This window comes from Hyphomicrobiales bacterium (assembly GCA_039973685.1).
Taxonomy (GTDB): Bacteria; Pseudomonadota; Alphaproteobacteria; order Rhizobiales; family JACESI01; genus JACESI01.
Genome location: JBDWKL010000048.1, coordinates 13,134 through 27,157, shown reverse-complemented (window position 1 = coordinate 27,157; position 14,024 = coordinate 13,134). Strand labels below are relative to the sequence as shown.

15 protein-coding genes are annotated in these 14,024 nt (G+C 49.4%); 8 read left to right on the top strand and 7 right to left on the bottom strand.

Annotation, left to right across the window (positions count from 1 at the left end):
* Positions 1-41: 41 nt before the first annotated feature.
* The 4 genes from ABJO30_13550 to ABJO30_13535 all read right to left on the bottom strand — a co-directional run bounded on the left by ABJO30_13550 (position 42) and on the right by ABJO30_13535 (position 4,914).
* Positions 42-1,079, bottom strand: coding sequence for an esterase-like activity of phytase family protein (locus ABJO30_13550; GenBank protein MEP3233845.1), 1,038 nt, complete (start codon positions 1,077-1,079; stop codon positions 42-44).
* A complete protein-coding gene (cobT, locus tag ABJO30_13545; GenBank protein MEP3233844.1) occupies positions 1,079-3,124 on the bottom strand; it encodes a cobaltochelatase subunit CobT in 2,046 nt (681 codons plus the stop codon). Before cobT ends, ABJO30_13550 begins: the two co-directional genes overlap by 1 nt.
* An 11-nt stretch (positions 3,125-3,135) precedes the next feature.
* Positions 3,136-4,122, bottom strand: a complete 987-nt coding sequence (gene cobS / locus ABJO30_13540; protein MEP3233843.1) for a cobaltochelatase subunit CobS — start codon at positions 4,120-4,122, stop codon at positions 3,136-3,138.
* 177 nt (positions 4,123-4,299) lie between these two features.
* Positions 4,300-4,914: a DnaJ domain-containing protein gene (locus ABJO30_13535; protein MEP3233842.1), complete on the bottom strand. Its 615-nt coding sequence runs from the start codon at positions 4,912-4,914 to the stop codon at positions 4,300-4,302.
* 154 nt (positions 4,915-5,068) lie between these two features.
* Here ABJO30_13535 and ABJO30_13530 point away from each other — a divergent pair, with 154 nt between their 5' ends.
* A complete protein-coding gene (locus ABJO30_13530) occupies positions 5,069-5,332 on the top strand; it encodes a BolA family protein (GenBank protein ID MEP3233841.1) in 264 nt (87 codons plus the stop codon).
* A gap of 16 nt (positions 5,333-5,348) precedes the next feature.
* Here the strand turns inward: ABJO30_13530 and ABJO30_13525 are convergent, their stop codons facing one another.
* Complete coding sequence (locus ABJO30_13525) at positions 5,349-6,017, bottom strand: DNA-3-methyladenine glycosylase I (protein MEP3233840.1); 669 nt, start codon at positions 6,015-6,017, stop codon at positions 5,349-5,351.
* Positions 6,017-6,958: a zinc metalloprotease HtpX gene (gene htpX, locus ABJO30_13520; GenBank protein MEP3233839.1), complete on the bottom strand. Its 942-nt coding sequence runs from the start codon at positions 6,956-6,958 to the stop codon at positions 6,017-6,019. Before htpX ends, ABJO30_13525 begins: the two co-directional genes overlap by 1 nt.
* Positions 6,959-7,044: 86 nt before the next feature.
* On the opposite strand from htpX, the gene ABJO30_13515 reads away from it, so the two are divergent.
* The 7 genes from ABJO30_13515 to tdh all read left to right on the top strand — a co-directional run bounded on the left by ABJO30_13515 (position 7,045) and on the right by tdh (position 13,419).
* Positions 7,045-7,251: a DUF1674 domain-containing protein gene (locus ABJO30_13515; GenBank protein MEP3233838.1), complete on the top strand. Its 207-nt coding sequence runs from the start codon at positions 7,045-7,047 to the stop codon at positions 7,249-7,251.
* 59 nt (positions 7,252-7,310) lie between these two features.
* Entirely contained in the window at positions 7,311-8,477 is a 1,167-nt protein-coding gene (locus ABJO30_13510; protein ID MEP3233837.1) for a M20 family metallopeptidase, read from the top strand.
* A 109-nt stretch (positions 8,478-8,586) separates the two neighbouring features.
* On the top strand, positions 8,587-9,864 hold the full coding sequence (locus ABJO30_13505; GenBank protein ID MEP3233836.1) for a glutamate-5-semialdehyde dehydrogenase: 1,278 nt from the start codon (positions 8,587-8,589) through the stop codon (positions 9,862-9,864).
* A 16-nt stretch (positions 9,865-9,880) separates the two neighbouring features.
* Positions 9,881-10,507, top strand: a complete 627-nt coding sequence (locus ABJO30_13500; GenBank protein MEP3233835.1) for a nicotinate-nucleotide adenylyltransferase — start codon at positions 9,881-9,883, stop codon at positions 10,505-10,507.
* Between the two features lie 35 nt (positions 10,508-10,542).
* Positions 10,543-11,100 (top strand): XRE family transcriptional regulator, encoded by a 558-nt coding sequence (locus ABJO30_13495; GenBank protein MEP3233834.1) that lies wholly within the window; start codon positions 10,543-10,545, stop codon positions 11,098-11,100.
* A 97-nt stretch (positions 11,101-11,197) separates the two neighbouring features.
* Entirely contained in the window at positions 11,198-12,385 is a 1,188-nt protein-coding gene (locus ABJO30_13490; GenBank protein ID MEP3233833.1) for a glycine C-acetyltransferase, read from the top strand.
* 8 nt (positions 12,386-12,393) lie between these two features.
* Positions 12,394-13,419 carry an L-threonine 3-dehydrogenase gene (gene tdh / locus ABJO30_13485; protein ID MEP3233832.1) on the top strand — a complete coding sequence of 342 codons (1,026 nt, stop codon included), beginning with the start codon at positions 12,394-12,396 and terminating at the stop codon, positions 13,417-13,419.
* Here tdh and ABJO30_13480 read toward each other — a convergent pair.
* Entirely contained in the window at positions 13,416-13,898 is a 483-nt protein-coding gene (locus ABJO30_13480) for a hypothetical protein (GenBank protein ID MEP3233831.1), read from the bottom strand. The genes tdh and ABJO30_13480 overlap by 4 nt on opposite strands.
* Positions 13,899-14,024 lie beyond the last annotated feature (126 nt).

Below are 14,024 nucleotides of genomic sequence, written 5' to 3'. Positions count from 1 at the left end.
CACAACCAAATTTCGTGAAATTTCATTCTTAAATGAAGTGGTTACAGCTTATTCGCATCGAGTACGAACTCCAAAAATATCGTTCGCTGTAAGACTGAATGATTGTCATCTGAAATGAAGGATAAAATGGTTTCGCCTGCTTCATTTTCATAGATCGATACTGATTCCATATTGTCGATACGGTGTGGCAGTCCTGCTTCAAACACGACTTTACCAGTGATGGTCGCACCTTTCTTCAATTCATCCGCTTTTATAAGTCGCAGACGCATGCCCGCACCTGTCGCTAAGGTGAAGCGGCGTTCTAGCACCAAAAGGTCGCCGTTTTTTAAAAACTCAGCGCCCGTAATGTCGAATAAACTGTCGCGCTTTAACGTGAAGCGGCCTTCTTTATCGCTGGTTCCTTCTGGGTTGATAATCCACCCATAGGTCGGTTCATGGCGTCTGCCACCGCGCTCAAGAATGGTAACCAGATGGCCTTCCAAGGTTGTGCCGCGTGGGGCATGGGCGAGTGCTTCCATGCCTTTGTTTTGTTGCGATTTTTTCAGGCTGTCTGGTAGTTTTAACACGCGAGGGTCAAGCAGGAGGCCTGTTTTTGTGTAGCCATATTCTGATATTGTGTGCGCGCCTTCAAACGACACGTAAAGCTTGTTATCCAAACGGGCGAGGCCTTCAGCGTCACGGTAATATTTATCGACCGCACCGCGCGGCCCAGCGCCGGAATAAATTTTGATCATTTTGACATTTTTCAAAGCTTTGAAGCTTTGATTGTCATCGCGCGTTATTTTCGCCGTGAGCCAATAACCAGAATCAGAAATTGCAATGAGCCGTCTTCCCTGATTGACGACTTGTATGCCAGAAAGGCCGCCAAAAGCTCGGCTGTTGCCTATCAGTGCTGCGCCACCTTTAAATGTGAGCGGGCCATAGGTTTGTTGGTTTGGTTTGCTTGGCTCGAAAGTCGTAAAAATTTCTGCTTTGACATCGACCGAGAAGGGCTTTTCTTGAGCCTGAACCAATTGGCTCAAAACAATTGAAAATAAAACAGTCGCAAACGTTAAGACAGTTCGCCAGCAACGGGTCATTATTTAACCACCCGACCCTTGGCTAGTTCCGCCATGATACGGGCCGCTTTTAATTTGTCACTTTCTGGGGCGCCCTTTTGCATGCTTTCAACTGTCGGTGGTACAGCCATTGGTCCGCGCATTTGATTGCTTTTTGGCGCAGGGCTGTCCCAATCTGATTTGATGTTCTCATCAAATAGCTCGGCAAGCTTGTCTGTCATTGCACCGGCAAGTTCTTCCGCATCAACAATGGTGAGCGCGCGCTTATAATAGCGGGTCACATCATGGCCGATACCGATTGCGAGCAATTCAACGGGTGAATTATTCTCAATCTCTTCGATCACACCACGCAGGTGTTTTTCGAGATAATTGCCCGCGTTTACTGAAAGCGTTGAATCATCAACCGGCGCACCGTCTGAAATCATCATCAAAATCTTGCGGTTTTCAGGTCGGCCAATCAAACGGTTATGCGCCCACAATAGCGCTTCACCATCGATGTTTTCTTTCAACAAGCCTTCGCGCATCATCAAGCCAAGATTACGTCTTGCACGACGCCAAGGGGCATCGGCTGATTTATAGACGATATGGCGCAAATCATTGAGGCGACCCGGTGTTGTGGGCTTGCCATCTTGCAACCATTTCTCGCGAGACTGTCCGCCTTTCCACGCTTTGGTGGTGAAGCCCAAAATCTCAACTTTAACGCCGCACCGCTCTAGTGTGCGGGCGAGAATGTCGGCGCAAACGGCGGCCACTGTAATCGGTCGGCCCCGCATGGAGCCTGAATTATCAAGCAATAAGGTCACGACAGTATCGCGGAACTCTGTATCGCGCTCTGCTTTAAAGGAAAGCGGCTGCATTGGGTCTGTGACCACGCGCACGAGCCTTGCTGTATCGAGAACGCCTTCTTCAAGATCGAAATCCCAGCCGCGATTTTGTTGAGCGAGAAGGCGGCGTTGGAGGCGGTTTGCAAGCTTTGCAACAACGCCGTGCATTTGATTGAGTTGTTTGTCGAGGAAGCCGCGCAAGCGTTCTAACTCTTCACCGTCGCAAAGTTCTTCTGCACCAACCATTTCATCGAAGTCACCGCTATAGATTTTGTAATCAATGACGGGCGGTTCATTGGCAAAATTATGGTCTGGGCGTGGGGCGTCGCCATCTTCTTCTTCAAAGTCACCGAAGTCTTCGTCAAACATATCATCGGCATATGTTTCGCCCATTTCGGTTTCACCAGTATCCTGTTCCTCACCGGAGGCTTCAGTCATCTCTGGATCGCCTTCATCGTCAGAATCGGCTTGATCCTGACGGCCATCATTTTCTTCGCTGCTGTTGTCGTTCTGATCGGCTGCATCGTCGCCGTCTTCGTTGTCATCCTCAGAGCGATCGTCTTCGCCAATTTGGTCAGACATATCGAGGGATGTCAGAAGATCACGCACGCCATTTGCAAAGCCTTCTTGGTCATCAAGAAGGTCGCCCAATTCATCGAGGGTGGTGCCTGCTTTGCTTTCAATGAAATCGCGCCACATATCGACGACGGCTTCGCCGCTCGCAGGAATTTTCATGCCCCCTAGGCGCTCGCGCATCATAAGAGCGATAGCATCTTCTAACGGTGCATCAGCTTTATCTGTGATGTCTGTATAATTGCCGCGATGGTATTTATCTTCCAGCATGGCATTGAGATTGGGCACCATGCCAGGCATGCGTTGAGCACCAAGTGTTTCCACACGGGCTTGTTCAACAGCATCAAAAATTGCCTGACCCATTTGCCCTTGCGGCGCATTCTTGCGGTGCACGCCGGTATCATGACAAGCACGACGAAGCGCCATGCTGTCGGCAAGGCCACGGGTGGTTGCAATTTCACGCGCCGTCATTTTGCGGGCAGGCTCAGGCAGGCGCGCCGTGTCGCCGCTCATGCTTGGCCGATCGTTAGCAAAAGTTACTTCTAATTCCTCGCCAGATACCGCACGCATACATCCAGACAATGCCTGTTTAAAGACATCGTTTGGTGTCGGGCCTTTTCCAGCATTTTTGCCGGTAGGCTTGCTTGGCGTTTTGGTATCCAATGCCATGACGGGACCGTTTAGCTCATGACCAGATTTGCAACTGATTCAGGAAGTTCTTCACCAAAGGCGCGTTGATAGAATTCCGCAATTTGCGGGCGCTCTAAATCATCACATTTGTTGAGGAAAGTGACGCGGAAAGCAAAGCCAATATCATCAAAGATTTCGGCGTTCTCAGCCCATGTCAAAACAGTTCGCGGGCTCATCACGGTTGAAATGTCACCATTCATGAAGGCGTTACGGCAAAGTTCTGCAACGCGCACCATTTTGGAAACGGTAGAGCGCTCTTCAGCTGTGCCATACTTCGTAGATTTCGCCTGAACGATATCAACTTCATTGTCATGCGGCAGATAATTGAGTGTGGTCACAACAGACCAACGGTCCATCTGGCCTTGGTTCAATTGTTGTGTGCCGTGATAAAGGCCGGATGTATCGCCAAGGCCGATTGTGTTGGCTGTTGCGAAAATGCGGAATGATGGGTGCGGTTCAATCACGCGGCTTTGGTCGAGCAAGGTAAGTTTACCCGCTTTTTCAAGCACACGCTGGATGACGAACATCACATCAGGGCGGCCAGCGTCATATTCATCAAAGACGATTGCAACGTTGTTTTGTAGCGCCCAAGGCAAAATGCCATCACGGAATTCTGTAACCTGTTTGCCGTCTTTTAAGACGATGGCATCTTTACCGATAAGGTCGATCCGGCTGATATGGCTATCAAGATTGACGCGGACCAGCGGCCAGTTAAGGCGGGCGGCGACTTGTTCGATGTGGGTCGATTTACCCGTACCGTGGTAACCTGAAACCATCACACGACGGTTAAAGGCAAAACCAGCTAAGATGGCCAATGTTGTTTGGCGATCAAAAAGGTAATCTGGGTCCAATTCTGGAACATGAGAAGTTGCTTCGCTAAAATCAGGTACTTTCAAATCGCTATCAATGTTGAAAAGATCGCGTACTGAAACTTCGGTGTCTGGCAGGCCAGTTTGTGTAGTTGTCATATCGTTCATAATGCCTCCGTTCCGCGATGGGAATTTCATCTGGAACTGATTGTAGATCTTACCGTCTCAAAATGGGAATGGTTCGGTTGTTTTGCTAGAAAATAACGCAAACAATTCTAAATGCCAGCCTTGGATTACCAACTAATTTTGATTGGCCCTAAAGCATGCCATTCTTACTAGCGCTGATTAATCCGTAAAGCCAGCCGATTTAAGGAAATTATAAGCCTGAATAATCTCGCGCAAACGATCTTCTGATGAGCGATCACCGCCGTTAGCATCTGGGTGGTGAGTTTTGACGAGCTGCTTATATTTAGCCTTGATCTCTTTGCCCGTCGCGTTATCTGGCAAAGCGAGCTTTTCAAGACTTTGTTTTTCAAGACGCTTGAGCTTGCGTTGACGGCGCACTTCGGGAGCTGGCGCCCCTGCTTTTTGCGGTTCGCCACGGTGCAGCCAAGGTTTGCTGCCGGGAATGCCGCCGCTTGCAGTGCGTTGACGGCTGCCCCATGAATTTGAACTTACTTCCCATGTTGGGCGATGACCTGTGGACGATGCTTTTTGATAGGTCGCAATCGTATCATCATCCATGCCTGAGAAATAATTGTAGTTCTTGTTGTATTCACGAACATGGGTGGCGCAATAAAAAACATATTCCCCTTCACGGTCGCGACCACGGGGAGCTTTATGAATGCCCTTGTTCTCACATCCTTCCCATTGGCAAATCTGTTCGTCTGCTTTCGCAGCTTCTTCTGTTTTGCTTGGTTTGACGCGGATGGAATCGAATATGGACGATTTTTCTGGCATTGATTGAACCTAATGTCGCCGGGAGGAGGCGTTGAAATTGTATTCACGGCTAAAGACATGCTTGCCCAAAAGCCGGATGGGGCATAACTATAGCGGAATAAAAGGTGATATATCACCCCTAGAAATGGAATCAATGCGAATAGGGTCTTAATTTATGTCTGTGCGTGACACAATTGAACAAAAACTAGCTAATGCGTTTGCCCCATCAGTGCTTGAAGTAGTGGATGAAAGCCATCTTCATGCTGGACATTCAGGCAATCCGGGCGGGGATGGTGAAACGCATTTTAGGGTAAAAATGACCAGTGGTCACTTTGTTGGAAAAATGCGCGTTGCTCAACACCGCTTGGTCAATGAGGTCTTAGTTGAAGAACTAAAGCACCCTGTTCATGCGCTTGCGTTAGAACTTAAGGCGGAGTGACGCGGCCACTTTGTACTTAGTCGACACTCATGGCGAGCACGCGGCTGATTTCTTTTAGTGATCTGCCTGACTGGTCTGACCATGTGTTGAAAGCTGCTTGAACGGCTTTCATTGCCGATTTGCTGGTTGGGTTTTTATCCACCACGCCTTCCGCAATTAATCGCGCTACCACATCGCGGCTTAGCACGAAGCTATCAACACCAATGAAGCGCAAGAAATATTGCGATGTTGAACCACCGAGGCGTGAGCCACGTTTTTTCAGTGTTTCTAACAGGCCGATATAATCATCACTTGGCCACTGGGCGAAGAAGTTGGCAGCGCTGCCGTGTTCCTTTGCCAGATCGCTGATAAAGGCGGCGTTTTGTTGCACGGTCTTTATCTTCATGCCGTTTCGAACAATGTCTTTGTTGGAGAGCAGTTGCTCCATGTCTTCATCGTTTAAGAACAAGCAGCGGCCAATATCGAAACCTTCAAAAGCTTTTTCAAAGCCATCCCATTTTGCTTCAATCACTTTCCAGGTAAAGCCTGCTTGAAAGACGCATTTTGTCATCATGGCGAGCCAGCGATCATCAGGAATCTTTTTCAGTTGTTCCAGTGAAAGAGGAGGGTCGAGCAATTCTTCAAGCGCGGATGTACCACCTTTTCGTTCTGCTGCGATTTGAAACACTTCGTCAAAATTACGCATTATCCCCAAGGGCCCTTGTTTTTACCAGTGTTTGGAACACTGCTGCGGCGGGCTGAGTGTGGTTTGCTATCATAATCATCCACATAACCCTCTTCGTCGCTATCAAATTCCGCATCAAATTTCATGAGAGCGTCAATCCGGTTTTGTGTGTCGGGGTGGGTGGAGAAGAGGCCGTCCATGTTGCGGCCTGAGAGCGGGTTGATGATGAACATATGGGCTGTGGCGGGGTTTGCCTCAGCGCGTTCATTGGGGATTTGTGCAGCACCATTTGAGATTTTGACCAAAGCTGATGCAAGGCCGCGTGGGTTGGCGCAAATTTCAGCGCCGCGTTTGTCGGCTGCATATTCACGGGTACGGCTGATGGCCATTTGCACAAGGGCAGCGGCCACTGGCGCCAAGAACATAGTGAGCAAAACGCCGACAATGCCCAGCGGATTGTTGCGGTTGTTGCCAAAGAACATGGCGAAATTCGCCAGCATCGAAATGGCGCCAGCAATTGTCGCCGTCACAGTCATAATCAACGTGTCGCGGTTTTGAATGTGCGCAAGCTCGTGCGCCATGACACCTGCCACTTCATCGGTGTCGAGCATTTCAAGCAGACCCGTGGTTGCAGCAACGGCTGCATTTTCTGGGTTGCGGCCTGTGGCAAAAGCGTTGGGCTGTGCTTCGTGGATGATATAAACCGCAGGAATTGGCATATCGGCAGCTTCTGCGAGGTCAGCCACTAGGTTAAAGAATTCTGGGGCGTTTTCTTCATGCACTTCTTCCGCGTTGTGCATTTTCAAGAGCATTTTATCTGAGTTCCAATAGCTGAACACATTCATGCCAATAGCAATCACAAAGGCAATAACCATGCCGCCAGTTCCACCCAGCATGAAGCCTATGCCAACAAACAGTCCTGTCATGGCGGCAAGCAGAATAGTTGTCTTGAAATAATTCACGTTAATTGGTCCTTGTTATTTCCTATAGGGTCGGCTTAGCTTATATATGGGTTCAAATTGTATTTCCTGCAATGGAAACTGACACGATGAATGATGACAATAAATCAGAAAATAAGCCTGACAAAGAGCTAAGCGAGCCTGCAAAGCGTGCTTTGGCTGAGGCTGAAGAGCGCCGCGTGATGCGAGCAAAAGAAGAAGAGGCTGCCCGCCCGAAAGAGATTAATGGCCGCGATGGGCCTGAAGCTACTCGTTTTGGTGACTGGGAAAAGAACGGCATTACCAGCGATTTTTGAGGTTGATAATAGCCTTGCACCTTTTTCCTGCCTCGTGATTTTGTTGGAAGGCTAATTTGATGGCCAGAGAAATAGACCAAGAAGCACTGGTTAAAGACCTTGCCGCGATGGTTCGTATTCCAAGCGTCAATGGGTTCGCAGAAATAGACAGTACCAAGCCCGCTGAAGAAGCGATGGCGGTTCACCTTGAAGCTGAGCTTGCTAAGCTTGGGCTTGAGGTCGAAACCCAATTGGTGAGCAACGGTAGGCGCAATGTTTGGGGTACGCTTAAAGGGAGCGGATCTGGTCCAGCCGTCATGCTGGCTGGTCATCTCGATACGGTGGGCGTTGATGGTTATGACGCACCGTTTGAACCGAAGGTCGAAGATGGTTTGATTTATGGCCGTGGCGCTTGCGATATGAAGGCAAGCTTTGCGACTTATTTTGAGGTGCTGCGCCATATTCAAGCAAGCGGTGAAACCCTATCAGGCGATCTGATTATTGCAGGCGTGGTTGATGAAGAATACGGCATGACAGGCTCGCGCCATTTTGGGGAGCATGGGCCGAAGGTCGATTATGCCATTGTTGGCGAGCCAAGCAATTTGGCGCTGTGCCCTGTTCACAAAGGTCAAATTTGCACGTTCCTTCGAACCTATGGCGTCTCCGTTCATTCAAGCGTGCCAGAAAAGGGCGTTAACGCGATTTTCCATATGACGTCAGTGTTAGTCGCCCTTCAAGAATATGCGGCTGAACTTTTGACGCGGGAGGCTCACCCCTTGTGCGGAACGCCAACATTGAGCGTTGGCGTGATCAGTGGCGGTGAGATGGTGAGTTCTGTGCCGAACTGGTGCGAGATCGAAATTGATCGACGCACTATCCCCGGTGAAACCCACGATGAGGTGATGAAAGAACTTGTGGCCGTTGTGGAAGGTGTTGCGAAAACCATTCCCAATTTTAAGTATGAGTTTTTGGAACCGTCATTAGATGTTGGGCCGCTTGGAACCGAGATGTCCTCGCCTGTTATGATTGCCGCTGAAAAAGCTTATCAAGCAGTGCTTGGCAAGCCCGCCGAAATTCGTTCGTTTTCAGGGTCGACTGATGGGCCAAATTTTAAATGCCCAACCGTGATTTGCGGGGCGGGTTCTTTGGCGCAGTGTCATTCGCTGAATGAGTATGTGTCGATTGACGAGATGCAAGATGCAACGGCGATATATTTGCACATGGTGCGCTCACTTCTTGGCGGCTAAACATCGTTGGTTTTTAATCGGCGTTGGCGTGACAAGCAGGGAGTGTTCCTTTATTTAAGCCTCAACAGCTTTTTTAGGAACGAAGAAAATGACCAGCCACGCTTTGGAAATGGCCTCCAACGATGACACTGATGTCGCCACATTGATGGCTGCTATTGGCAAGCAGGCGAAAGCGTCTGCCCGTATCGTTGCGAAGGCTCCGAGCGCGCAAAAAGACAAAGCGTTGGAAGTGGCCAGTCGCGAACTTTTAAAGGCAACCGATGATATCTTGGCGGCCAACGCACTTGATATGCAGGCGGGTGAGGCGAAGGGTCTTAGCGCTGCTATGCTTGACCGCTTAAAACTCACGCCTGATCGTATTGCTGCCATTGCTAAAGGCTTAGATGATATTCGCGGCCTGAACGACCCTGTGGGCGAAGCGATTTCAGAATGGGACCGTCCGAACGGTTTGGAAATTAGCCGTGTTAGAACGCCGCTTGGTGTGATTGGCGTTATCTTTGAAAGCCGCCCTAATGTAACGGCAGATGCAGGTGCTTTGTGTTTGAAGGCGGGCAATGCGGTGATCTTGCGCGGTGGCTCAGATAGCTATCATTCTGCCCGCGCTATTCATGCTTGTTTGGTGGAAGGCTTGAAGGCTGCCGAGCTTCCAGAGCATGCGATCCAGAATATTCCCACCACAGACCGCGCTGCCGTTGGCGCAATGTTAACTGGACTGGACGGCTGTGTTGATGTGATTGTGCCGCGCGGTGGCAAGAGCTTGGTAGGGCGTGTTCAAAGCGAAGCGCGCGTGCCGGTTTTTGCCCACCTCGAAGGGCTTTGTCATATCTATGTTGATCAAAGTGCTGCCTTGGATATGAGCGTTGAGATTGTTGCCAACGCTAAAATGCGACGCACGGGTATTTGTGGTTCTGTTGAAACGCTTCTTGTCGATCGCGCTGTTGCTGATACTCATCTTCCATCGATTGCAGCGAGCCTTCGCGAACGCGGATGCGAATTGCGCGGTGATGAAGCGGCCCGTGCTTTGATTGAAGGGATGATCCCAGCGACAGAGGAAGATTGGCGCACAGAATATTTGGATGCCATTTTATCTGTTCGTATCGTGGATGGGCTTGATGCCGCGCTTGATCATATTTCCGACTATTCATCGAGCCATACCGAAGCTGTGATTTGTGAAGATGCAGACGTTGCTGAGCGCTTTTTCAATGAAGTTGATTCAGCAATTTTGCTCCACAATGCCTCAACCCAATTTGCTGATGGTGGCGAGTTTGGTATGGGTGCTGAGATTGGTATTGCGACAGGTAAAATGCATGCGCGTGGTCCCGTTGGTGTTGAGCAATTGACCAGCTTCAATTATCGCGTGCGCGGCAAAGGACAAACGCGCACGTAGGCTTGCGCGGTATAATATGGTTCGCCCTTTTCACCCAGATGATTTGAAAATTCCGCATGTAGAAAATGGCATGTCGGTGGGTCTGTTTGGCGGATCGTTCAACCCGCCGCACGAAGGTCATGTGCATGTTGTTGAGACGGCCATGAAGCGTTTGCAGCTTGACCGTGTTTGGTGGATGGTTTCACCCGGTAATCCGCTTAAAGATAATGATGACCTTCCATCGTTGCCAGAACGCATTGAAGCTTCGCGTTCTTTGATCAATCATCCGCGCGTTGAAGTCTCTGGTTTGGAAGTGAGCCTCTCGGTCACCTATTCAGCCGATCTTGTCCGCGAGTTGGTGAGCCGCTTTCCGACCGTTCGATTTGTCTGGTTGATGGGGGCAGACAACCTCACCAACTTTCATCACTGGGAGCGCTGGGAAGAGATTGTTGATAACGTGCCAATTGCGGTGATTGATCGCCCAGGTGACACGCTTGCATCCCGCGCGTCAATGGTTGCGCGTAAATTCGCACAGACGCGATTGGATGAGCAAGATGCGGCGCTTTTGAAAAACTTTAGGGCACCGGCATGGACATTCATCCACGCACCACGCTCGCCATTGTCTTCCACACAATTACGTCGTGCGCGCTTAAATCCTGCTTGACCGTGTTGGGCTGAATTTTGTAAGTATCCGTTATTATGGAAAATACCGACGCAATCTTGTCCTTACTGCCTGCTCGTTTGAAAGAGGCTAGACGTGCCAAAGGGTTGTCCCTTGATGCGGTGGCTAAATTGTCTGGTGTATCGCGCAGCATGGTCAGCCAGATTGAGCGCGGGGAATCGTCGCCCACCATTTCTACTTTGTGGAATTTGACCAAGGCTCTTCAGGTTGATTTTTCGGGCCTCTTAGAAGGTGACCTTGCAAACAGTATTGAAGTTTTGCGTAATGGCGCGGTGCCGACCATAGAAAACCATGGGGCGGGGTGCACAATTCGTATTCTGTCACCTCCTGAAGAGGCCGGTCAGCACGAGGTTTACGATCTTCGCTTCACCCAAAACGGTCTACTTGATAGCCAACCTCATGCTCAGGGCACACGGGAGCATTTAACCGTGGTTGAAGGGAATTTGACGGTGATGAGTGGTGACGTGGTTGATCATTTGTTAGAGGGTGATACAGCCCGTTATCCAGCCGATGTCCCTCATAAAATTAGCGCAAATGGACCAGCCCGTGCATTTTTAGTGGTGAGTGGAAAATAACTAATATCCATTATAGTGGATATTTTTCTGTTTTTATATAATTCTACTATTGCGGATTTTTATCCGTTATGCAATCTTCTTTGAAAAGGAGATTGCCATGACCCATGCATTCTTATCCCACATGGATGATACGCTCGCTCAAATTGAAGCAGAGCAGCTAACAAAGCGCGAGCGCCTCATTACGTCGCCACAAGGCGGCAAAATTACGGCGAACGGTAAGCCCGTCATCAATTTATGTGCGAATAATTATCTTGGGCTAGCCAATCATCCAGACCTTATAACGGCTGCCAAAACCGCGATGGATAGCAATGGGTTTGGCATGGCGTCTGTGCGGTTTATTTGTGGCACGCAAGATTTGCACCGCGATCTTGAAAAGCGACTTGCTCAGTTTTTGGGAAAAGACGATTCAATCTTATTCGCCGCCTGCTTTGATGCAAATGGTGGTTTGTTTGAACCGCTGCTTGGGCCTGAAGATGCGATAATTTCGGATGCCTTAAATCACGCCTCCATTATTGATGGTATCCGTCTTTGTAAGGCGAAACGCTATCGCTATGCCAATTCCGATATGTCGGATTTAGAAGAAAAATTGAAGACTGCAAAAGCCGATGGTGCGCGTTTCATTATGATCGCAACCGATGGCGTTTTCAGCATGGATGGCTATCTTGCGAACCTGCCTGAAATCACAAAACTCGCTGAAAAATATGATGCCCTCGTTATGGTTGATGATTGTCATGCGACAGGGTTCATGGGGCCAAAGGGGCAGGGTACGCCTCAGCACTTTGGTGTCGATGTTGATATTTTGACGGGAACACTTGGCAAGGCGCTCGGCGGTTCAATCGGTGGGTATATTGCTGGCCCGCAATCTGTCATTGATCTTCTAAGACAGCGAGCACGGCCTTATCTGTTTTCAAATTCACTACCGCCCGCCATCGTTGCGGCTGGTATTGAAGCCATCCGCTTGGTTGAGGAGGGTGATGCGTTGCGTGCTCAGCTTTTTGATAATGCCGCTTACTGGCGAGCGGGTCTTGAGGGTTTAGGTTTTGAGCTTTTAGCGGGCGAACATCCCATCATCCCCGTCATGCTCGGTGAAGCTCATTTGGCGCAAGATATGGCAGCTCGACTTTTTGACGAAGGCGTTTATGTCAGTGGTTTCTTTTTCCCTGTCGTCCCACGCGGACAAGCCCGCATCCGAACTCAGATGAATGCAGCCCTTACTAAAGATGATTTGGATCGTGCGTTATCCGCTTTTGAAATCGCAGGTAAAGCGGTGGGAGTTTTGGCATGACCAATGAGATGAAAGCGCTTGCTAAACTCCACGCCCGTGAAGGGCTTTGGATGCAAACTGCGCCTGTTCCTGAAATCGGGCCAGATGATGTGCTGATCCGCATCAACAAGACAGGCATTTGTGGCACCGATATTCATATCTGGAACTGGGATGATTGGGCGCAAAAAACTGTACCCGTGCCGCTGATTACAGGTCATGAATTTGCGGGTGAAATTGTCGAGCTTGGGCGCAATGTTGAAGGCTTGGTACTTGGGCAACGGTGCAGTGGTGAAGGTCATCTGATCGGCACGCAATCCCGCCAAAGCCGCGCCGGTAAATTCCACCTTGATCCCGAAACGCGCGGTATTGGTGTGAATGAACAAGGTGCTTTTGCAGAATATCTATGCCTGCCCGCTTTTAACGTGGTGCCTTTGCCTGATGAAATTAGCGACGACATCGGTGCCATTCTCGATCCCTTGGGCAATGCTGTTCATACAGCCCTATCGTTTGATCTGGTGGGTGAGGATGTGTTGATTACAGGTGCTGGACCCATCGGCATTATGGCGGCAGCAGTCGCGAGACATGCAGGTGCGCGCAACGTGGTGATCACTGATCTCAATCAAGACCGTCTCGACCTTGCAACAAAGGTTGCTGATGTGACGCCTTGTAATGTGAAAAAAGACGACCTTAACGACATCCAAGCGCAATTGAACATTATGCAAGGCTTTGATGTTGGGCTTGAGATGTCAGGCAATCAGGTAGCCCTTGATCAAATGGTTGAATCGATGGTGATGGGCGGACGCATTGCAATGCTCGGTATTCCACCGGGAAAAAGCCCCGTCGATTGGAGCCGGATTGTGTTTAAGGCGATTACGCTAAAAGGCATTTATGGCCGCGAAATTTTTGAAACTTGGTACAAAATGATTGCCATGCTTCAAAACGGATTAGACGTGTCCAAAGTCATCACTCACCGCTTTAGTGTTGATGACTTTGAGCAAGGTTTTGCCGCCATGAAATCTGGCCAATCAGGAAAAGTCGTGCTGAATTGGCGCTAATCCAACTTAACCGCGCAGGTTTGCTCGCCGACATCATTGCAAGGGCGGAATTGAACGATTTCGCTTTTGGTGTCATCCCCCCACGTTACTTGAACAGCCGTTGTTGCAACGGTGCCAGGCGCGAAGGTCACATAAAGAAATTTATTAGCATCCGGCGTTGACGGAATGGCGAACGGATTATCTGGATTGCAAGGCAGCAGTGCCAAGCGATTGTCAAGCGCTGTGGAATTAAAAGACACGCGCACTTCTTTAATGTGGCAGCGCAAGGTTTGAAGCTGGGTTAAATAGACATGCTGTTTGCCGTTATAATTTCTGAACGCAACCCAACCATTGTTGATGCTGGCATTGAGCATTTGCTTGTAAGTATCGAGCGGCAGAAGCTTGTTTGCTTGAGCAAAGTTTGATGCGGCGAATAAAGTGGCAGCGCTCAGCGTAAATGTCGTCAATATGCGACGTGTTTGCTTGTTTGAAAATAACATATGGAAACCTCTTTCAATATTATTCCCCTAGTTTGGATATGGTTTTGCTAGGTTTCAAGGGCTAAAATCTGACGCTCCAGCTCGCAACCATGTCGCAAACAATCGACCGTTAGCAGTTAAAGCGCG